This is a genomic window from Legionella rowbothamii, from assembly GCF_900639985.1.
Lineage (GTDB): Bacteria > Pseudomonadota > Gammaproteobacteria > Legionellales > Legionellaceae > Legionella > Legionella rowbothamii.
Genome location: NZ_CAAAIM010000005.1, coordinates 88,524 through 109,269 on the forward strand (window position 1 = coordinate 88,524; position 20,746 = coordinate 109,269).

Genomic DNA, 20,746 nt, shown 5'->3' on the forward strand with positions numbered 1-20,746 from the left:
CCATGGTCAAACAGTATATCAGATCTTTGTCTATCGCCTTATCGACATTTCATGAGCCAATAATGCGTCTTTATAATGCAAAGCATCAGGACTACCCATATACCCACCTAAACTATTTTTCCCAACAACGCGATGGCAGGGGATGAAGAGCGCCAATGGATTGCGCTTGCAGGCTTGGCCGACCGCTCGGGGGCTACTTTGTAATTTTAATGCCAGTTCACCATAAGTAATGGTACGCCCGATAGGAATAACTAATAAAGCACTTAATACTTTTTGCAGATAGGCGCTGCCTTGTGGTTTTAGTTGCAATTGAAAGCGATGATTAGGGTTTGCAATATAGGATGCTAACTCGTGTTGAATTAAATCAGATAGGGGATGAGTCAGTGACGGGCCTATATCTTGAGTGAAAAAAGAACGATAAACAAAATGCTCATCAAACTCAACTGCGAGCCTGCCCCAGGGGGTTGAAAAAAAAGAGACAATAAGATTAGTTGTCAGATGATGCATATGCGCAGACAAGTGAGATACTTGCATCTCTTTCCTGTGACAGGAACGAGATGCAGAGCGAATTAATCAGCTTTTTTAGTTGCTAATTTTTCTTTGATACGTGCAGCACGGCCTGCTAAATTACGTAGGTAATATAGTTTAGCGCGACGTACATCACCACGTCTTTTTACAGTAATACTGTCAACGATTGGGCTGTAAGTTTGGAATACACGCTCAACACCAACGTTATGGGAAATTTTACGTACAGTGAACGCAGAATTCAAACCACGATTACGCTTAGCAATTACAACACCTTCAAAAGCCTGTAAACGCTCACGGGTTCCTTCGATTACTTTCACTTGAACCAGAACAGTATCACCTGGGCTAAACTCAGGAATTTCTTTACCCTGCATTTGCTCAGCATTTAGTTGGTCAATAATATTAGTCATGGACTACTCCTCAAATTGGTCTCCCTAGTTTAGAGGCTAGGAAATACCGTGTTCGCACTTAAACTCAGCAAGCAATTGCCGGTCTGTTTTATTTAATTCTATTTTTTCCAGTAAATCTGGTCGCTTAAGCCAGGTTTTACCTAGAGATTGTTTTCTTCGCCACAGCTCGATTTCTTTATGATTTCCACCTAATAAAACAGGAGGAACATCTAACCCATTAATCGTTGCAGGTCGAGTGTAATGAGGACAATCCAACAAGCCATTCATAAATGAATCTTGCTCTGCTGAACCAAGGTGTCCTAGGCTGCCCGGTATCAAACGAATAATCGCATCGATAAATACCGTAGCGGCTAACTCACCACCACTTAAAACAAAATCTCCAAGAGACCACTCTTCATCGACATAATGCTGAAGAATGCGCTCATCAATTCCTTCATATCGCCCAGCAATAAATAGCAATGGTTGCGAGTCAGTTGCCACTTGGTTTAAGTCATGCTGGCGAATCACCTTTCCTTGCGGGCTAAGGTAAATCGTCTTGCAGTGACTTGGCATTTGACTGCGGGCCTGCATAATTGCTGCTTGCAAGGGCTCATACATCATGACCATTCCTGGGCCACCACCGTAGGGCTTATCGTCAACTTGTCGATAAGGCCGAGATGCCCAATCACGTGGATTCCAGTGATCTATTTTAGCCAAGCCTTGCTCTATAGCTCTACCCGTGATGCCATAATTTAAGGCATTAAGTATTTCGGGTATTAAAGTGATAACTCCAAGATGAAGTGCCACTTAAAAATCCAGATCCCAATCAACAGTAATAATTTGTTGGCTGAGATTAACATCTAATATGAACTGACTAGGTAAATAAGGAATTAAATGCCTTTTTTCGCCTTGCACTACTAACACATCATTGGAGCCCGTCGGGATGATCTCCGTTACTTTACCAAAAGATTCTCCTTTGGAGTTCACTACATTCATGCCAATTAGCTGATGCCAGTAATATTCGCCAGAGTTCAGTTCTTCAAGCTGCGCCTGCTGAACTGCGATTTCTACATTAGTTAGATGAGCTACAGTTTCACGTTCAGGATAACCTTCAATTTGGGCTATAATGGACTTAGTTTGTACTTCCGCATGGAGCAGCTTAATTGGCTGCCATTTATTGTTAATAAATGCATGCCAATCTTCGTATCTCAAGATATTATCGCGAGGCTCTGTGAAGGAGTGAACCGTAACAAAGCCTTTAATACCATGAGGGCGTCCAAAACGTCCAACGACTATCCAGTTTTCCTGATTACTCACGTTATTAAGCAGCTTTATCTTTTTTGTTAAATTCTTTTACCAGTGCACTTACGCGATCAGATAATTGCGCACCAACTTTTTGCCATTGGCTTAATTTGTCTGTATCGATGTGAATACGCACTTCTTGTCCACGTGCTACAGGGTTGAAATAACCAATAGACTCAATGTAGCTACCATCGCGACGCTTGCGACTGTCTGTAACAACTAAGTGATAAAACGGACGCTTTTTCGCGCCACCTCGTGATAAACGTATAACGACCATTATTTTCCTCTACTTTAGAGTGGTTACGTAAAAATGCCGTGTATTGTACGAAAATTAACTCGGCATGTGAAGTAATTCTTACGAATTATCTTAAAAAAATCGTACTGCGTTCATTTTTCTAACATTCTTCTTTAATAATTACTTAAACTCATCTGGGAACATACCCTTTAATCCGGCCATTCCCCCCAAACCGCGCATCATTTTTTGCATGCCTCCCGGCTTGGTAAACTTCTTCATCATTTTTTGCATTTGTTCAAATTGCTTTAATAACTTATTAACATCCTGAATTTGGGTTCCTGAACCCAGAGCAATACGCTTTTTGCGTGAACCCACAATTAATTTAGGGATACGGCGCTCTTTAGGCGTCATAGAGTTAATAATAGCAATGGTTTGAGCCATTGCTTTGTCGCTAACTTGCTTCATTGCCTGCTGCGGCATCATTTGACTTACACCGGGTAGCTTGCTCATCATACCGCTAATGCCGCCCATGTTGTTCATTTGTAATAGTTGTTGTTTAAAATCTTCCAAATCAAAGCTTTTGCCTTTCTTTAATTTCTTAGCTAGCTTTTCGCTGGCTTGTTTATCTGCTTTACGCTCTACTTCTTCAATCAGCGTAAGAATGTCCCCCATGCCCAATATTCTTGACGCAACACGCTCAGGATGGAAGGGTTCTAGCGCTTCGATTTTTTCCCCACTTCCGATAAACTTAATGGGTTGACCTGTAATTTGTTTTACGGATAAGGCTGCACCACCACGCGCATCACCATCAGTTTTAGTAAGAATAACTCCAGTTAATGCTAAGGCTTCATGAAATGCCTTAGCTGTATTTGCCGCATCTTGCCCTGTCATGCTATCCACAACAAATAGAGTTTCTATTGGTTGAATTGCTTGATGCAGGCCTTTAATTTCGGCCATCATTTCTGCATCAATGTGCAGGCGGCCCGCTGTATCAATAAGTAGCACATCCATATATTGCTTTTTCGCACTATCAACAGCTTTTTGTGCAATAGCTAATGGTTGTTCATGTCCTTCTGCTGGGAAAAATGCGACATCAATTTGTTCGGCTAATACTTTTAGCTGTTGGATTGCTGCAGGCCGGTATACGTCGACACTGACCACCATCACTTTTTTATTTTCAGTTTCTTTTAGATAACGAGCAAGTTTTGCCGTGCTGGTTGTTTTTCCAGAACCTTGTAAGCCAGCCATTAAAAATATTGCAGGCGGCTGTGTTTTGAAATTGAGCTCGGCACGCTCACCACCCATGACTTGGATTAATTCATCATGGACAATTTTAACAAAGGCCTGATCTGGGTTTAAGTCGTTTAAAACTTCTTGCCCAAGCGCTTTTTGTTTTACCTGTTCAATAAACTCTTTAATAACAGGTAAAGCAACATCTGCCTCAATAAGTGAGAGTCTAACTTCACGTAGGGCGCTTTGGACGTTCTCTTCTGTTAAGCGACCCTGTCCACGTAAATTTTTAAAGGTGCGGGTCAAGCGTTCGGTTAAGGTGTCAAACATGGTGGTGGTACCCGAAAAAAATAGTCACTATAGCACATAGAGATTATATTTTGCCAGTATGGCATGAGGCACATCATCTTGAGGGTTTATGACGATGGCTCTTCTAAATGTAGCACTATTAATTTTAGTCATATCGAGATCTCTCGCGGTGCTCGGGATGATGTATCCTGCTACTGCCCTTTATTATAGTTCTTTATGGAATTGTTTCTTTCATAAAGAACGGCAAAAATTGCAGAGATTTTCTAATTAAATCGTGGTATTTTAGCCCAGCGATAATGTTTATTGTTCTCTGTTGGTATTTTTCTAGGTTAATAACAGAGATTTTTGTTTATTTATTACGCTATTATTAAGGGTTTCTTAAGCTTTAGCCTCTATAATGGGAGCTTCTGTGGGCCCAACACTGCAACGAAGGAATGCGATGAGCAATAAAAAACACTCACTAACTATTTTTAGCTTGACCATGATTACGGTTGGCTCTGTAGACAGCATCCGTAATTTACCAGCTACCGCTTTATTTGGTAGCCAACTTATATTTTATTTTGTATTAGGTGCGTTATTTTTCTTGATTCCTACGGCTCTTGTTTCTGCGGAACTTGCTTCAGGATGGGCCAAGCAAGGTGGAATTTATATTTGGGTTAAACAGGCATTTGGCAAAAAGATGGGGTTTTTAGCCATTTGGTTGCAGTGGATTGAGAATGTCATTTGGTATCCTACCATCTTATCCTTTGTTGCGGGTACTATTGGTTATTTAATCAATCCGGCATTAACCAGCAATCCCTATTTTCTCTGGGCGGTCATCGTGAGTTGTTTTTGGGGAGCGACCTTACTTAATTTACGTGGTATGAGTTCCTCTGCTTTGTTTAGTAATCTGTGTTCACTGGCGGGTTTATTATTACCTATGTCGCTGATCATTGGCTTGGGCGTAGCTTGGATTGCCCAAGGCAATCCCTTACAAGTTCAATTTGACGTACCCAGTATTGTTCCCCATTTATCAGATCGATCAATGTGGGTATCCTTAACGGCAATTATCATGTCGTTTTGCGGTATTGAGATTGCCACGGTTCATGCAAATGATGTGAAAAATCCACAAAATGCCTTTCCTAAAGTTTTGGTTTATTCCGTAGGAATTATTTTGAGTACGCTAATTCTGGGTTCTTTAGCAATTGCCATTGTACTGCCTCAAAATGATATCAATTTAGTGGCTGGAATTATGCAAGCCTTTGAAGCGTTTTTCTCCAGTTATCATATGACCTGGATGATGCCCATCGTCGCCGTCATGCTGGTGTTAGGTGGTCTGGGGGGGGTGAGTAACTGGATTATTGCACCGACTACAGGATTATTAGTCGCGGCGGAAGATGGTAATTTACCGAACGCCTTCCAAAAAACCAATGCGAACGGTGCTCCAGTGGTGATGTTATATACCCAAGCAACGATTGTAACTTTGTTATCAGGTCTATTTTTATTTATGCCCAGCGTTAATGGTTCTTATTGGTTACTAACTGCATTAGCGGCACAGTTGTATATGTTGATGTACTTCATTATGTTTGCTGCGGCGATTAAATTACGCTTATCAGAGCCTGAACATCCACGTGCATTTAAAATTCCAGGGGGAATGTTTGGAATGTTATTTGTTGCTGGAGTAGGTATTATCGGTGTGTGTGCTACTCTAGCTGTAAGCTTTATTCCTCCTGATGGGATTGATGTTGGTAGCTTGGCGCGTTATGAATTTACCTTGATTTTTGGTTTACTCCTAATGTGTTCTCCTCCGTTTATCAGTTCTTGGCTTCAGGCCAAAACTCCGGACATGGAGCCTGCGGTTTAACTTAATGTCAATCGAAACCCAACAACTATTAAAAACCCTAACTACGAGACTACCTGAACTTGAATGGAAAGTTGGTGAGTTAGGGAACTCCTTTTCAAGTCATAAGTTGCCCCGCGGTTTATTTCGCACAGAGAGCCCAACTGGCGCTGCATGTATTGCGGAAATTAAAATGGACATTCAAAACTTATCCAAACAAGAGGGAAATAGTGCCTCTTATCTTGCAACTCGAATTCAGCAAAAAGTAAATGTTTTGGTGGCTTTATGTCAAATCCACGGCCGTCATCAGAAGCCAGAAGAAAAAGCTTCATTTGGCCTCAAAATGTTAAGTACCAGGCAACAATGGATGCAAACTCTGGAAACCGATATTCAGGCTTTAGAAAAACAGCAGCAGGCTATGACTAAGGCTTTAGAGCAAATGATGCGTGGCCAGAACGCCGCTGCAATTTTGCAGTTAAAAGCAGAATTAGGCGAACTTGAACGCCGGCTAACCTTAGCTAAAGAAACCTTAAATAGAGCCACTTCTTAGTCTTTTGTTCAGGGCTGGAATACGGTACATTAGGTATTTTTCATAGACTATATAAAAAAGGAGCTTTACACATGTCAGGAAAATTTTCTCAAGTTACCAAAGATATCGGTACTCAATTAGCGAAAATGCGTAAAGAAATGCCTGAAGTTATGGCAGGCTTTTCTGCTTTAGCACAAGCATCGTCTAAAGAGGGTGTATTAGATAAAAAAACCAAAGAATTGATTGCTATCGCTTTGGCAGTTGCTAATCATTGTCCTGGTTGCATTGGTTTCCATTCTCAAACCTTAGTTAAGTTACAAACTTCAAGAGAAGAGCTGCTCGAAACTCTAGCTATGGCAGTATATATGGGAGGCGGCCCGTCTTTGATGTATGCTGCTGAAGCATTAGAGGCATTTGAAGAATTTAGCGCTTAGAGTTAAGCAATCGTCCCTCTTTGGGATGAAGGCTGGTCTGTTAATCCCTGAGTTGGAAGTAAGCTCAAGCTGTGTTTTCTGGGCTTAACAGCCCAGTCCGTGTCCCGACAAATTCAAGGCTCCCGCGGTTAAGTGTCTGGCTCTTGGCCATGCACAAGTCGCGTGAGTTTGTGGCTAACAATTAATTCAATGCCTGTTGCAGCTGATTTGCTTGAACTTGCTGTTGCACTGGTTGTTGAGGAGCTTGCTGTTGCTGTGTCGGTTGTTGTGCTTGTTGTTGACCACCCCAGGCGGCGGCAACTAAATCCATTTCTGTTTTAGCGGCATTTGTTTGGCAGGGGTATTTTTTGGTTATTCCTAACCAGGCAACTTGAGAGACTGTCATTGAATCTTTATCGCTTTGCTGGCTGGAAATTTCATTGTAGGTTTGCTGAATAAGATCATTTAAGGCCAGTGGATTTAATTGCACGCTAGGGGGCAGGCAAAAAATAGGGTGCCCTTGGCTTTTTGCGGTTTCGTTTGCTTGTATCAGGGTTTCTTGAATGCTTTCGCTGGTAATCATCAGAACATGACGGGCTGATCTTGCCCAAGCTTGGGCTTGAGGATCCGCTTTCATTTCCATTTGCGGGATATTATTAGCAATGTCCATGTAATTTCTAATCGTATCTGCATTGGCATAATTTGCAAAAAAAATACAACAAATAAAGAATAAGCGCATAGTTAGTTCCTTAAATTTAACTTTAAATACCATGAGGTTTAATTAACCCTAGTTTAAAAGCGATCATCAAAAAAATGAATAAACTCAATGAGATGGCAATTCTAATTGTTAAGGCTTTTACCGTTCTTTTGGTATTTCCTGAGTCACGCAGTAAAAAAACAAGGCCGCTGGCTAGAGAGCCTGCAATAATAATCATGGTAAAGATGATGATGATTTTGGTGATCATTTGTTATACTCCCGGAACTGCCGATCAAATCTGAAAAAATTTTGAGCAATTAATAAACTATGCCTAGTGTACCCTTTTTTAAATTTCGTTTCACCCCAAGTTGGACAATGGTTTTTCTAACCTTATTATTTGTGGGGCTATTTCTGCGTTTAGGATTTTGGCAAATTCATCGTGCTGAAGAAAAAGAACAAATGCTTGCGGCTGAAAAAAGACAAGCAAGTCTAAAACCAGCACTATGGACCCCAAAACAAAAGTTGCCATTACAATACACTCCGATTAAAATAACGGGGCGTTATTTGCCTGAAGTATTTCTCCTCGATAATCAGCATTACCAACACCAGTTTGGTTACCATGTTTTATCCCCATTAGAACTTGTAGATGGTTCTGTTGTGATAATTGACCGAGGGTGGATGCCTGGCGATATGACTCGGCGTATTTTTCCTAAAATTACGGCACCTACGAATTTAATTCAAGTACAAGGAACAGTTTATTTTCCGAGTAAAGGTCAGTGGGTTTTGGGTCAGGATTATGAAAAAAAAGAGAATAGCGTCATAATTCTTGAGCGTTTGGACGAACAATTGTTAAGTCAACTTTTGCAAAAATCAGTCTATCCGTTTATTATTCGCCTCGACAAGCAAGATACACATGGCTTTGTACGAGAATGGGCAACGGTATCCATGCCTCCGCAGCGACACTTGGCTTATGCATTGCAGTGGTTTGCTATGGCTTCGGTTATCTTAATTATATTTGTAGCATTGAACCTGAAGAAAAGAAATGAAGACACAGTCCAATAAATATTATGTTGTATTACTACTAATTGTTATGTTTGCTGCCCCAGGTATTGCGGCTTATGTTTTTTATCAACATCCCAGTTGGTTAGGTTCTACCCGGGTGAATAAGGGGACTTTGCTAAGTCCGCCGGTTGTTTTAAAAGGCCTGGAGGGCGAAAAAAAATGGCGTATTGTATTTTGGGCGCCTAATGTATGTGATTCTCCCTGTAAGAACCAGCTAGAGACTTTAGCTAAAGTTCGCTTAGCTTTGGGCCGTAAGCTGTATCAGGTGGATCAAGTCCTTGTGCTTGGCGATAAAGCGTCTGCGTTATCAGCGGAAGAGCAATCAGCACTAAAAGAAATACAGTTTCAAGTGGTACAATTGTCCACTGCAGAGGCGAGTGCTCATGAACGTTTGCTCGCGGAGCCAAAGATATTTTTAGCTGATCCTAATAATTATTTAATTCTCAGTTATGCTTCATTGGTTAAACCAGATGATGTCTACAAAGATTTGAAGTTATTGCTTAATACAACAGAAAAGAATGGTTAATTGAATGCACAATAATTTATTACGCGTTGCAGTAACTGCTGCAGTACTTTTATCGTTGTTCGTGGTGATGCTTGGGGCATACACGCGTTTAACTGATGCGGGTTTAGGTTGTCCAGATTGGCCAGGATGTTATGGACGTATGGTACTGCCAAGTGCCAAGTCGAGTTTGCAAGAGGCGCAAACGGCCTATCCACAGATTCCTATCGAATCAAAGAAAGCATGGACGGAAATGGTTCACCGTTATGCAGCAGGAACTTTAGGATTGTTGATTTTTTTCATTGGTTTTTCAATGTTGCGCAAGCGGTTACAAGGTTTAAATTTGCCTTGGCATTTGCCTGCTGCTTTATTGCTGCTCGTCGTTTTTCAAGCGGCATTAGGCATGTGGACTGTTACCTTAAAATTGTTGCCTGTTGTGGTTATGGGGCACCTTTTAGGCGGGATGCTGATTGTTGCCTGCTTGAGCCGTTTACGTTTTCAGGTTAGCTCCTTAAAGGGAGTGGATTTGCCTCAGTGGCGGCCTTGGTTGCGTTTGGCAGTTATCATTGTATTTTTCCAAATTGCACTGGGTGGTTGGGTAAGTTCAAATTATGCGGGTATTTCCTGTATCGGTTTTCCTATATGCAATGGGGTTTGGCTACCTGAATTGCATTTTGCCGAAGGCTTTAATTTATTTTCTTCGGTAGGTGCAAATTATCAAGGTGGATTATTAGATCATGAGGTTCGCGTCACGATTCAATTTATTCACCGTATTGGTGCGGTAGTGACTGCAGTTTATGTATTAGCACTCGCAGTGTTAATTATGCTTAAAGCTCGCTTTAAGTATTTAAAAGTCGCTGCCTTAGCTATGTTTTTATTGGTACTAGTACAGTTTACCTTAGGAATTCTGAATGTGATTTATTTGCTGCCAATTACTGTAGCAGTTGCCCATAATGGTGTTGCAGCGCTTTTATTGGCAACGGTATTTAGCTCACTTCATTTGACACGTAAAGGGCCGGAATAATGCAGACAGATCAAACAATACAAACCCCAATCGCTTGGCGCGATTATATCGAACTATGTAAACCGCGTGTAGTAATGTTGATGTTGCTCACGGTGCTTGTTGGTATGTATCTGGCGGCACCTGGCTGGGTTAATTGCGCTTTATTGCTAAACGCTTTGGTAGGTATTGGTTTGTGCGCGGGTAGTGCTGCCGCAATTAATCATTTAGTAGATCGACGAATTGATTCAATTATGGCGAGGACTAAAAAACGTCCAGTTGCGCATGGGCGAGTTTCTGTTCATCAAGCTGCTTGGTTTGCTTTAATTATGGGTGTCTTAGGGCTGACAGTTCTCGCTGTGTTTGTAAATAAGTTAACTGCTTTATTAACCTTTATCACATTGATTGGGTATGCGGGGGTTTATACTGGTTATTTAAAACGTGCTACGCCACAGAATATTGTTATTGGTGGCTTGGCTGGAGCGGCGCCTCCTTTATTAGGATGGACTTCGGTAACTAATCAGTTAGATCCTCAGGCTTTATTGTTGGTATTGATTATTTTTACCTGGACACCACCACATTTTTGGGCTTTGGCAATTTATCGACATGAAGAGTATCAACATGCAGAAATTCCCATGTTGCCCGTAACCCATGGTATTCAATTTACCAAATTAAATGTTTATTTATATACCATCTTACTTTTAGTCGTGAGCGTTTTACCTTTTGTAGTGGGCATGAGTGGCCTGTTTTATTTAGCTGGGGCCTTAGTGCTTGGAGCCCGTTTCTTATTTTGGGCCCATAAATTATATCGTTCGGACAAGCCTGTAGTGGCAATGCAAACGTTCCGATTTTCGATTGTGTATTTAATGTTATTGTTTGTATTTTTATTAGTGGATCACTATTTGTAGGGGATGAGAATGAATTTAAAGACTAAGGGCATTACCTTTACGGTGGTTATTTTGTTGGCGTTGGCAGGATTATTTTCCGGTATTTTTGTCGGACAGCATATGCACTTTAAGAAAAAAATTGATGTTGCCAATTTTCATGGAACTTATTTAGAAAACCCAAGAACTGTAAATCAGTTTAGCTTGACGGGCACGGATCAAAAAGCTTTTGATAATGCCAGTTTGCAAGGTAAATGGACGGTGCTGTTTTTTGGTTTTACTAACTGCGGTTACATTTGTCCTACTACTTTAGCTGAGTTAGGTAAAATGTATCGTATTCTCGAAGATAAAGGAGTGAAAGATTTACCTCGGGTGGTAATGATTTCAATTGATCCTGAGCGTGATGATCAGGAAAAATTAGGTAGTTATGTTTCTTCGTTTCATCCTGATTTTTATGGGGCACGAGGAGATGATGCATCGATTAAGGCAATGACTCGAGAAATGGGAATTGCTTATGCCAAAATTATGGAAAAAGATACTTCAGACCCGAAAAGTTATGACATGCAACACAGTGGTGCTTTGATGTTATTTAATCCTCAAGGGGAATTAAATGCATTTTTTACCACACCACATCGGGCTGATTTATTGGCAAAAGATTACATACAATTGGTTTCTTAAACAACCAATTAATTCAGCGCTTTTATTGTGGCAAGGAAGTAATGCGGCTAAGTTATGGAGGGCACTAAGAGCTGCTTGGATGATCTTTTTCACCCTAGAGGTGGGAGGAGATTTTCCAATTTATAGGCTAGGCTTTAGATATACTCATAAAGCATAAAAAAATAAAAATAATTGAGGAACAGCATATTCATGAAAATTGCAATATTGGCCACCAACCCACAGTTGTATTCACATAAGCGCTTAAAAGCAGAAGGGGAAGCTGCTGGCCATGAGATTAAGATTATTAATCCCTTATATTGCTATATGAATGTGGCAGCATCTTGTCCTAAAGTCCATTATCGTGGAGGGGCTCCCCTGCCTCATTTTGATGCAGTTATTCCTAGAATTGGCGCATCGATGACATACTATGGAACGGCTGTTTTACGTCATTTAGAAACCATGGGCATGTATACGGTTAATGAATCTATTGCTATCTCGCGTTCACGGGATAAATTTCGTTCATTGCAATTATTGGCGCGTAAAGGCTTACCTATGCCTTTAACCAGTTTTGCACAATCTCCTGATGATACAGAAGACTTAATTCGCATGGTTGGCGGAGCTCCCTTAGTTATTAAATTATTGGAGGGAACCCAGGGTAAAGGGGTGATTTTGGCAGATAGCCATCAATCGGCGGTGAGCATTATCAACGCCTTTAAGGAAATGCATGCCAATATTTTAGTACAAGAGTTTATTGAAGAATCTCGAGGTACGGATATTCGTTGTTTTGTGGTTGGTGAAAAAGTAGTTGGTGCGATTAAACGCCAAGCCAAAGAAGGTGAGTTTCGTGCCAATGTACACCAAGGAGGAAATGCGACTAAAGTAAAACTTACTCCTCAAGAGCGAGCGATTGCTGTGAGTGCCGCGAAAACGATGGGCTTGAAGGTTGCAGGTGTGGATTTAATTCGCTCTAATCATGGTCCATTAGTTTTAGAAATTAACTCCTCACCTGGTTTGGAGGGAGTTGAAAAGGCAACAGGGGTTAACATTGCTGGAAAAGTTATTGAATATATTGAAAAACATGCAAAGCCAATGAATTTGAGCCATCGCTTTCATGGTTAATTTGCGTTAAATAGGGTTTAGCGTCAATTAAAAAGAGGTATGTCATCCCAAACCTCGGTAAGGAGCTCCTGAATTAGGCAGAAGTGCTATTAGTAAGTATAAATGCCATATTCCGGAGATCCTTCGCCAAACCCTTAGGTCCATAAATATGAAGTAAACTGTTATGCTTATCTCACTGCAATAATGCGCGCAGTGTCTTCATTGTCGAGTTCCTTGGTTTCAACCTGTTCTGCCCTCATATTTTGTAATCGGCATTTTAGCGCACGACTATTCTGGCAATTAGCTTGCACTGTTTCCGATGCTGGATTATGAGTTTCTAACTCTTTACTCACCTTTTCAAGATTAGTTAACACTTTATCAAACGCTTTAATTGACCAACTGATTGATAGAGATGAGGATTTTGCTGCTTTTAAATCATCCACTGCTTCATGGGTTTTTTGCCTTACGTATGCAATTGCTTCGTGGGTTACTAAGTCCTCGGGACCAAAATTCGCTATTTCTGTCAAAAGTGCTTGACGATGAATGAGTTGGCTTACTCGGCCGGGGTTAGGATTATCTTTGTTCAATTCCTTTTCCAATTTTGCCTCAGTTACGGCCAAGCGCTTAACAATTTGCTTTTGCGCAATGGCAAAATCGATTTGAGCTGAGGTGGTAATAATTGCTTTCGCGTGGTCTTTATAATACTCCGTCAGTGTTGGCTTCTCAGCTACATCGGGGAGAGCAAGCCATTTCTCATACACTGATTTAGAAATAAGTTTTGTCCCCTCATCGTTTTTTGCCGCAGAAAGCCAGGGACCTTTGGGATTACTGGGATCTGGCTTTAACAGAATCAGATCATTGGTTATCACCATGCTTAATTTATCTTTACTGTGCTTATTAAACCAAGTTTCGGCACTTTTGGAGCCTCCTTTCCCTAGACCAAACCCACTAGCCCCATAGGCTTTGGATTCGCATATATCATCTTTGGAAATATTTAGGTCTATTGGTTGTTGTTGGTCAAAGTCCTTAGTTTTCCATGCCCTACGGGAGCCCATAAATCCAACAGTTTCTTGAAATGATTCATCGGCTCCGATCACGCGAGCAAAAATTTGTTTGGTATTCTCAAGTGCATCAATTCGTTTCATTAGACCTCTTACCGCACTTAAGGGGTTAAGCCATTTTGAAAATGTTTCCGGAATAACTACGCCAACATCTGGAGTAGCGAATCCTGCAGCTTGCACATAGTGTTTTGTCTTCTCTAAAACTTTACTTTTACTATGTAAGTCTTCAATACCTGTGTACCCTTGATGAAGCGCGACCTGTACTAATAGTTTGCGCATTTGTGATACTTCACGAACAATACCGCCATCTGCTGCAATTACGTTATTGCCGCTCATATCCTGATCATCCGTAGGTAAAAAACGGTTGGCGGTTTTTATCGCATTTTGGGCGGCATGAGATTTTCCACAACCAGAAGGTCCTGCCACAATAACAACAGGCCGTTCTTTTTTCCATTTGGGTCCATCATAATGGGTTGTTGATGCTTCTGCCACAGCATATCGGAATTCTGTGCTGTTCATCTCTTCTTCTAAGGCTAATTTATACAGTTTAACCCCTTTTTCACCTAGCAAAGCTTCCATTTTAATGGTTGCTTTTTCCGGATCGGTTCCCCTAGTATCTGGTGAGCCGGGGGTGTACTGCGGAAGTTGGTGCTTTTCAATATACTCAATTAGTTGTTTTCTAAAGAAATTAGGCTCACGAAGGCCGTCTGCACGTGGTGCTATACCATGTTCTTTTTGATAAGCAGCTACTCTAGTGTCATGAGATTGTCTATATTTACCAATGCCTTTACATAATTCTTTCTGGCCTTCTTTACTTAAACAGGATTCAGTATTGTAAGCGCCATACTTTCCTATCTTTTCGATAAGCTCGGTTTTTCTAGTATTAAAAATGCTCATGTTATACGCACTCTGCAATAAATCTTACTAACAGTATAGCAATAGTTTGGCCTATTAATGGGGCGCCTCCTCTTTACCTACAAGCCAATCCGCACTGACTTCGAATTCTTTGGCTAAGCTGGCCAATATTGTGGCATCAGGATTTGTCGCACCATTGAGTAAGGCTTCGGCTTTGAATTTGGGAATTTTTATTAATTTGGATAATACCTCAATTCGTTCGTTCGCTGACACAGGAGCGCCAATATTATCGAGTTCTTTATTTAGGCGTTCAGAAAATCGTCTGTTAAGCATATAGTCCTCCTGATTTTTTAATTGAGAGAAAAGTAACCCCATTCTATTATCTTGATATAGCATAAAACCCTAGTTTTGCAATGTAGCCCTTTTTAAGGGATGGAATTTGGTTGATCTGTGTTCTCTTTCAATTTAGTATTGATTTCACTTGAGTTTGGCATAATGTGGGATGATCTATGATTGATGACGTTGCAGCGAAGTATCCTTGCGATTTAATAATATTCGGTGCCTTAGGCGATTTATCTTGTCGTAAATTATTCCCTGCATTATATCAATTGGAATGTGCTCAACTGTTACATCCAGGCACTCGGATTATTGGTTGTGCTCGGGAGGATTTTACCTTAGCGGATTTCATCCAACTTATGCAGGCAAAAATTGAGCTTTTCACTCATGAGCATTTGGATGAGGAAGCATGGGCCCGCCTTACGCAAAGACTAATTTATTGCCATCTGGATATGGCAAAACCAGAGGATTATTACAAATTAACGGAACATGTCCATCCTGAAGAACGCATAGCCATTTCTTATTTTGCAATTCCTCCGTCGTTATATGCACAAACTTGCCAGGGATTGTCTACCATTGGTTTGACTAGTCAACCATCTCGAGTGGTTTTAGAAAAACCAATTGGCCATGATTTACCTTCTTCAATTGTGATCAATGATCAGGTCGCTCATTTCTTTGCCGAAGATCAAATCTATCGTATTGATCATTATCTGGGAAAGGAAACGGTTTTAAATCTTTTAGTTCTTCGCTTTGCTAATGCAATTTTTTCATCAAACTGGGATCAAAGCATGATTGAAAAAGTTGAAATCTCCGTTGCTGAAGAGGTTGGTGTGGAGGGGCGTTGGTCTTATTATGACAAATCCGGGCAAATGCGAGATATGCTCCAGAATCATCTACTGCAAATCGTGGCTTTGGTGGCGATGGAGCCGCCAATGAGCCTTTCTGCAGACTGCATCCGCAGTGAAAAATTAAAGGTATTAAAAAGTTTACGTTTTATTAATGAGGCACATGTTCATGATCAAACCATACGTGCTCAATACATTAGCAATACTCTCAGGGGGAAAAAGGTACCAGGTTATTTGGATGAAGAGGGGGCGTATAAAAACTCTAAAACAGAAACTTTTGTTGCCATTAAAGCGTTTATTGATAACTGGCGCTGGGCCGGTGTACCATTTTATCTGCTTACTGGAAAACGATTACCTAAAAAACAAAGTGAAGTCGTAATCTATTTTAAGCAGCAGCCGTACAATATTTTTCAACAATTAAAACAAGAATTATCACCAAACCGATTGATTATCCGTTTACAGCCTGATGAAGGGGTTGAAGTGCGAATGATGAACAAAGTTCCAGGACTTAGTGACAGTATGCAGCTACGTGACAGTAAGTTAGACTTAAATTTTAACACCCAACGTATCGCGGATGCCTATGAACGCTTGTTATTGGAGGTGATGTTAGGGAATCAATATCTATTTGTCAGCCGAGAAGAGGTGGAGCAAGCATGGAAATGGATCGATAATATTAAACAGGCTTGGGAAAGACAGTCTATTCCATTATACACTTACCCCTCCGGAACTTGGGGACCTTTAGAGGTGATTCGCTTATACAATGGCAAAGCACATGTATGGGGGGAGCAAAATGCAGTTACATAGTTTCGGCGATGCAGATTTATTAGTGAGTGATTTAGTGTGCCAATTAAAGCGTCTCTTGCTTGATGCGATAACACAGCGAGGGCATGCTTATTTAGTGGTTTCCGGTGGAAAAACACCAGCTGATTTGTTTCAGGCATTAGCAAAAGTTGAATTACCTTGGGATAAGGTGACGATTACTTTGGCGGATGAGCGTTGTGTACCTCTTGGTGATGATAATAGTAATGAGCGCATGCTTAGACAATTACTGCTGCAGCATCAGGCAAAGGCGGCGCGCTTTGTAAGTTTATATTCTGAAACTGATCCAGATTTACACCATGTTGAGCAAGAGATTTCTGCTTTACCCACCTTTGATGTAGTAATTTTGGGGATGGGTGACGATGGGCATACCGCATCTTTATTTCCAAGTGCTGATGAATTAAACTTGGGGCTTGATGAGAATGCCCCTGCTGTACTTTTTGTAAATCCTAAAACTACCGCTCACCAACGTGTTAGTCTATCAAAAAGAAGATTGTTGGACAGCCGAGTTATATTTTTACATTTAAAGGGGCAAAATAAATTAGCCGTATTGCATCAAGCAATGGCGCAACCTGATCCCATGATTATGCCAATTAGCGCTTTTTTAAATAGTCCCCAAGCGGATGTTCAGGTGATGTATGCACCATGAGGAATTAAAATGCACCCAGTAGTTGACCAAGTTACAGCCCGCATTCGTGAACGCAGTGCTCGTGGCCGCGCGTTCTACCTAGAGCAGATGGAGACGGCTCGCTTTCGTGGTCCTCAACGTACCATGTTACATTGTGGCAATTTGGCCCATGGTTTTGCTGCCTGTGCGCTAAAAGACAAAGCCAGTTTGAGTGGTGTGAAAAAAGCGAATATCGCCATTGTTTCTGCCTATAACGAGATGCTGTCAGCACATCAACCCTATGTGAGTTATCCCGATTTGATTAAAGAAGCAATTGCGGCTGCAGGCGGTGTTGCCCAATTTGCTGGTGGTGTTCCGGCTATGTGTGATGGAATTACTCAAGGCCAGCCCGGAATGGAGTTGAGTTTGTTAAGCCGGGATGTGATTGCTATGTCTGCGGCAATAGCTTTATCACATAACATGTTTGATGGCGCTTTAATGTTGGGAATTTGCGATAAAATTGTCCCGGGATTATTAATGGCGGCCTTAAGTTTCGGTCATTTACCTTTTATTTTTGTCCCTGCAGGGCCAATGCCATCAGGCATTTCGAATCAGGAAAAAGCGCGGGTTCGTCAATTATATGCCGAAGGAAAGGTAGACAAAGCGGCTTTGTTAGAAGCGGAATCCGCTTCATATCATTCTCCGGGAACCTGCACTTTCTATGGAACAGCCAATTCGAATCAATTAGTGATTGAAGTGATGGGAGTACAACTTCCAGGCTCATCCTTCATTAATCCCGGAACCCCATTACGTGACGCCTTAACGCAAGCTGCCGCGCAACAAGTCCTAACTTTGACTGATTTAGGAGAGCAGTACTTGCCAATTGGCCAGCTAATGGATGCCAAAAATATAGTGAATGGAATTGTTGCCCTATTAGCGTCAGGGGGCTCGACGAATCATACTATGCACTTGATAGCTATTGCTGCTATGGCAGGTTATACCGTTAATTGGGATGATTTTTCCCAATTATCGGCAGTAACCCCATTAATCACGAAAATTTATCCTAATGGCTCTGCTGATGTGAACCAGTTTCAACGTGCGGGCGGCTTAGCTTATTTTATCCGGACTTTATTGGATGCCCAATTGCTGCACGCGGATGTACATACGGTAATGGGGTATGGATTAGAGCACTATACTCGTCAGCCCATTTTAGATAATGGACAATTGCATTGGATTGATGGCCCGTGCATATCAAATGATGAAGCTGTGTTAACGGCAAGTACAACACCATTTAAAGCTCAAGGAGGTTTACAAGTCTTAAGTGGCAATCTAGGTCGTGCAGTGATTAAAACTTCTGGCCTTGCTCAGGGGAAGGATAAAATTAAAGCGCCTGCAGTGGTTTGTTCTAGCCAAGAGGAGTTTGAGCTACTGTTCAAACAAGGTGCCTTGAATAAAGACTGCGTTGTCGTTTTACGCTTTCAAGGGCCTAAAGCATGTGGCATGCCTGAACTGCATCAGTTAACACCAAAATTAGGCGTATTAATGGATAAGGGATATCAAGTGGCCTTAGTTACTGATGGGCGGATGTCGGGGGCTTCAGGCAAGGTCCCCGCTGCAATTCATGTGACGCCTGAAGCTTTAGATAATGGTGTGTTGGCCCGAGTTGAAACGGGGGATATGGTTATTATTGATGCAGAACAAGGTCAATTAGAGTTGCTGGTTAGCGAGGACGAATTAAGATTGCGTCTTGCTGCTGTAATGAGTTCCGAGGGGCTTCATTATGGCACTGGACGAGAATTATTTGGCAGCTTACGTACACAGTTTACTGGTGCAGAGCAGGGAGCCTGTAGTCTATTTCAGGGAAGAGAGTCAGCTTATGATGTTTGAAGGGTTTAATTTATATGCGATCGTAGCGGATATCGGTGGCACATTTGCCCGTTTTAGCCGTGTACGTTTGGATACCCTATTCATTGATACAATTGAAATTTATTCCTGTGCTGAATACAGCAGTCTGGAATCGGTATTAGTAGCTTATCAACGCAAACATGGGTTAGAACACCTTACTCAAGTAGCTATTGCGATTGCCTGTCCCGTGTTGGGTGATGAGATTTGTATGACGAATGCTCATTGGCGATTTTCAACTCAAGAGCTGCAACAAAAATTAAGTTTATCTGAGCTTACCGTATTAAATGATTTTAATGCTATCGCAATGAGTCTTCCTGCCTTGTCAGAATACGAATTAGTGCAATTTGGCAAGGGTGTTGCGGATAAAAATAAAACGAGGGTAGTCCTTGGCGCTGGGACCGGCTTGGGGGTTGCTTATTTAGTTTCCCAAAATCAAAGTTATTTTGCGTATGGGGGGGAGGGTGGTCATGTAAGTTGGGGAGCAAAAACAGAGCAAGAATGGTTTATTGCCCGCTACCTCAATAAAATATATGGTCATGTTTCTTATGAGCGCTTATTATCTGGCCAGGGATTAGAAAATTTATATAGTGCGCTGGCTGCATTTTACCAACAAGATGAATCCTTACTGTCAGCTGCACAAATAGTTGCATTAGCTTTAGCAAGAGAGTCCGTAGTTGCTGAGGCAGCTGTGTCGCAATTTTTAGCAACCTTAGGTGATTATGCTGGAGATTTGGCTTTAATTTTTGCTGCTTTTGGTGGTGTTTATATCGCTGGGGGGATTGTCCCACGCTTACTTCCATTATTGGAGCAGAGTGATTTTAGAATTCGATTTGAAGAAAAAGGACGTTTCAGTAGTTTTAATGCGCAAATTCCTACTTATGTAATTACTGCAAAACAGCCTGGGATATTAGGCGCTGCAGTACACTTGAAGCAACGTTTACAACATCAGATTGAACGGGTACGAAAAGGAGACCTAGATGTCATTTTCTAATTGGACTGTGCAGGCGGATACAGTGTTTTGTTCTTCACCAGTAATTCCGGTGATTCAAATTAAAGAGATCGATCACGCTATCCCTTTAGCTGCGGCATTATTTGCTGGGGGAGTTAATGCTCTGGAAATTACCTTAAGAACTCCCATAGCTCTTGAGGCGGTACGTTTACTAGTGCAGACCTTTCCCGATGCATTAATTGGTGTAGGTACCATCGTTACACCCAAACAGTTAGAACAAGCTATGGAAATGGGGGCAAAATTTGCTTTTAGTCCAGGCTCTACTAAAGATTTACTAAGAGCAGGGCTTAAGGGCAACATCCCTTTTATTCCTGGAGTGACTAGTGTTTCCGAGCTTATGGAAGGATTGGTCCTAGGCTATACCCACTTTAAGTTTTTCCCTGCAGTTGCAGCGGGCGGAATTCCTATGTTGCGCTCATTTTATGGTCCTTTTCCACAAGCACGATTTTGTGCAACTGGAGGAATTAATGAATCAAATTTTTCCGATTACTTGGCACTACCTAATGTAACTTGTGTTGGTGGCTCATGGATTGTTCCGGATGAGGCAATCAAGAAAAATGATTGGTCATTGATAACTGAACTATGCTTTTCCACACGGCAAGGGGTGCGTGGTTGGGGATAGTATGCTGACTATGCCATCACTCTTTGCCTTATTCAA

Annotated in this window: 24 protein-coding genes; 14 read left to right on the forward strand and 10 right to left on the reverse strand. The window is 41.4% G+C overall.

What is annotated here, in order from left to right; all coding sequences use genetic code 11:
- Positions 1–30: 30 nt before the first annotated feature.
- From E1P08_RS09890 to ffh, 6 genes are all read right to left on the reverse strand, one after another.
- Positions 31–534, reverse strand: coding sequence for a methylated-DNA--[protein]-cysteine S-methyltransferase (locus tag E1P08_RS09890; protein WP_242602427.1), 504 nt, complete (start codon positions 532–534; stop codon positions 31–33).
- Between the two features lie 35 nt (positions 535–569).
- Positions 570–935 carry a 50S ribosomal protein L19 gene (gene rplS, locus E1P08_RS09895; RefSeq protein ID WP_133136861.1) on the reverse strand — a complete coding sequence of 122 codons (366 nt, stop codon included), beginning with the start codon at positions 933–935 and terminating at the stop codon, positions 570–572.
- Between the two features lie 36 nt (positions 936–971).
- Positions 972–1,721 carry a tRNA (guanosine(37)-N1)-methyltransferase TrmD gene (gene trmD / locus E1P08_RS09900; RefSeq protein WP_133136862.1) on the reverse strand — a complete coding sequence of 250 codons (750 nt, stop codon included), beginning with the start codon at positions 1,719–1,721 and terminating at the stop codon, positions 972–974.
- On the reverse strand, positions 1,722–2,231 hold the full coding sequence (rimM, locus tag E1P08_RS09905) for a ribosome maturation factor RimM (protein ID WP_133136863.1): 510 nt from the start codon (positions 2,229–2,231) through the stop codon (positions 1,722–1,724).
- 4 nt (positions 2,232–2,235) lie between these two features.
- Positions 2,236–2,493 carry a 30S ribosomal protein S16 gene (rpsP, locus tag E1P08_RS09910; protein WP_058533087.1) on the reverse strand — a complete coding sequence of 86 codons (258 nt, stop codon included), beginning with the start codon at positions 2,491–2,493 and terminating at the stop codon, positions 2,236–2,238.
- A gap of 138 nt (positions 2,494–2,631) precedes the next feature.
- Positions 2,632–4,011 carry a signal recognition particle protein gene (gene ffh / locus E1P08_RS09915; protein WP_133136864.1) on the reverse strand — a complete coding sequence of 460 codons (1,380 nt, stop codon included), beginning with the start codon at positions 4,009–4,011 and terminating at the stop codon, positions 2,632–2,634.
- Positions 4,012–4,429: 418 nt separating this feature from the next.
- Between ffh and E1P08_RS09920 the strand changes: the two genes are divergently transcribed.
- From E1P08_RS09920 to E1P08_RS09930, 3 genes are all read left to right on the forward strand, one after another.
- Positions 4,430–5,833, forward strand: coding sequence for an APC family permease (locus E1P08_RS09920; RefSeq protein ID WP_133136865.1), 1,404 nt, complete (start codon positions 4,430–4,432; stop codon positions 5,831–5,833).
- 4 nt (positions 5,834–5,837) lie between these two features.
- Complete coding sequence (gene priC, locus E1P08_RS09925) at positions 5,838–6,359, forward strand: primosomal replication protein PriC (protein ID WP_133136866.1); 522 nt, start codon at positions 5,838–5,840, stop codon at positions 6,357–6,359.
- 71 nt (positions 6,360–6,430) lie between these two features.
- Positions 6,431–6,772, forward strand: a complete 342-nt coding sequence (locus E1P08_RS09930) for a carboxymuconolactone decarboxylase family protein (protein ID WP_133136867.1) — start codon at positions 6,431–6,433, stop codon at positions 6,770–6,772.
- A 181-nt stretch (positions 6,773–6,953) separates the two neighbouring features.
- On the opposite strand, the gene E1P08_RS09935 is transcribed toward E1P08_RS09930, so the two are convergent.
- Together E1P08_RS09935 and E1P08_RS09940 are read right to left on the reverse strand one after the other, a co-directional pair.
- Positions 6,954–7,490 (reverse strand): phosphatase, encoded by a 537-nt coding sequence (locus E1P08_RS09935; protein ID WP_242602428.1) that lies wholly within the window; start codon positions 7,488–7,490, stop codon positions 6,954–6,956.
- Positions 7,491–7,512: 22 nt separating this feature from the next.
- Positions 7,513–7,716: a twin transmembrane helix small protein gene (locus E1P08_RS09940; RefSeq protein WP_133136868.1), complete on the reverse strand. Its 204-nt coding sequence runs from the start codon at positions 7,714–7,716 to the stop codon at positions 7,513–7,515.
- A 59-nt stretch (positions 7,717–7,775) separates the two neighbouring features.
- Here E1P08_RS09940 and E1P08_RS09945 point away from each other — a divergent pair, with 59 nt between their 5' ends.
- The 6 genes from E1P08_RS09945 (at position 7,776) to rimK (ending at position 12,672) form a co-directional block, all read left to right on the forward strand.
- Positions 7,776–8,510 (forward strand): SURF1 family protein, encoded by a 735-nt coding sequence (locus E1P08_RS09945; RefSeq protein WP_133136869.1) that lies wholly within the window; start codon positions 7,776–7,778, stop codon positions 8,508–8,510.
- On the forward strand, positions 8,491–9,036 hold the full coding sequence (locus tag E1P08_RS09950) for a hypothetical protein (RefSeq protein ID WP_133136870.1): 546 nt from the start codon (positions 8,491–8,493) through the stop codon (positions 9,034–9,036). The genes E1P08_RS09945 and E1P08_RS09950 overlap by 20 nt, the downstream gene beginning before the upstream one ends.
- 4 nt (positions 9,037–9,040) lie before the next feature.
- The gene (locus tag E1P08_RS09955; RefSeq protein WP_133136871.1) at positions 9,041–10,036 is read left to right on the forward strand and encodes a COX15/CtaA family protein; all 996 of its coding nucleotides are present in this window, start codon (positions 9,041–9,043) and stop codon (positions 10,034–10,036) included.
- The gene (cyoE, locus tag E1P08_RS09960; protein ID WP_133136872.1) at positions 10,036–10,920 is read left to right on the forward strand and encodes a heme o synthase; all 885 of its coding nucleotides are present in this window, start codon (positions 10,036–10,038) and stop codon (positions 10,918–10,920) included. Before E1P08_RS09955 ends, cyoE begins: the two co-directional genes overlap by 1 nt.
- A 9-nt stretch (positions 10,921–10,929) precedes the next feature.
- Complete coding sequence (locus E1P08_RS09965) at positions 10,930–11,574, forward strand: SCO family protein (RefSeq protein ID WP_133136873.1); 645 nt, start codon at positions 10,930–10,932, stop codon at positions 11,572–11,574.
- A gap of 189 nt (positions 11,575–11,763) precedes the next feature.
- Positions 11,764–12,672: a 30S ribosomal protein S6--L-glutamate ligase gene (gene rimK, locus E1P08_RS09970; protein ID WP_133136874.1), complete on the forward strand. Its 909-nt coding sequence runs from the start codon at positions 11,764–11,766 to the stop codon at positions 12,670–12,672.
- 167 nt (positions 12,673–12,839) lie between these two features.
- Here the strand turns inward: rimK and E1P08_RS09975 are convergent, their stop codons facing one another.
- Both E1P08_RS09975 and E1P08_RS09980 read right to left on the reverse strand, forming a co-directional pair.
- Positions 12,840–14,609 (reverse strand): hypothetical protein, encoded by a 1,770-nt coding sequence (locus tag E1P08_RS09975; RefSeq protein ID WP_133136875.1) that lies wholly within the window; start codon positions 14,607–14,609, stop codon positions 12,840–12,842.
- A gap of 54 nt (positions 14,610–14,663) precedes the next feature.
- The gene (locus tag E1P08_RS09980; RefSeq protein ID WP_133136876.1) at positions 14,664–14,900 is read right to left on the reverse strand and encodes a hypothetical protein; all 237 of its coding nucleotides are present in this window, start codon (positions 14,898–14,900) and stop codon (positions 14,664–14,666) included.
- A gap of 176 nt (positions 14,901–15,076) precedes the next feature.
- On the opposite strand from E1P08_RS09980, the gene zwf reads away from it, so the two are divergent.
- From zwf to E1P08_RS10005, 5 genes are read left to right on the forward strand one after another with little or no spacing between them, the layout of a single operon-like run.
- Entirely contained in the window at positions 15,077–16,552 is a 1,476-nt protein-coding gene (zwf, locus tag E1P08_RS09985) for a glucose-6-phosphate dehydrogenase (protein ID WP_133136877.1), read from the forward strand.
- Positions 16,539–17,216, forward strand: a complete 678-nt coding sequence (gene pgl / locus E1P08_RS09990) for a 6-phosphogluconolactonase (RefSeq protein WP_133136878.1) — start codon at positions 16,539–16,541, stop codon at positions 17,214–17,216. The genes zwf and pgl overlap by 14 nt, the downstream gene beginning before the upstream one ends.
- Positions 17,217–17,225: 9 nt before the next feature.
- On the forward strand, positions 17,226–19,061 hold the full coding sequence (edd, locus tag E1P08_RS09995; RefSeq protein WP_133136879.1) for a phosphogluconate dehydratase: 1,836 nt from the start codon (positions 17,226–17,228) through the stop codon (positions 19,059–19,061).
- Positions 19,051–20,070, forward strand: coding sequence for a glucokinase (glk, locus tag E1P08_RS10000; protein WP_133136880.1), 1,020 nt, complete (start codon positions 19,051–19,053; stop codon positions 20,068–20,070). Before edd ends, glk begins: the two co-directional genes overlap by 11 nt.
- Complete coding sequence (locus E1P08_RS10005) at positions 20,057–20,710, forward strand: bifunctional 4-hydroxy-2-oxoglutarate aldolase/2-dehydro-3-deoxy-phosphogluconate aldolase (protein WP_133136881.1); 654 nt, start codon at positions 20,057–20,059, stop codon at positions 20,708–20,710. The genes glk and E1P08_RS10005 overlap by 14 nt, the downstream gene beginning before the upstream one ends.
- Positions 20,711–20,746: the final 36 nt, after the last annotated feature.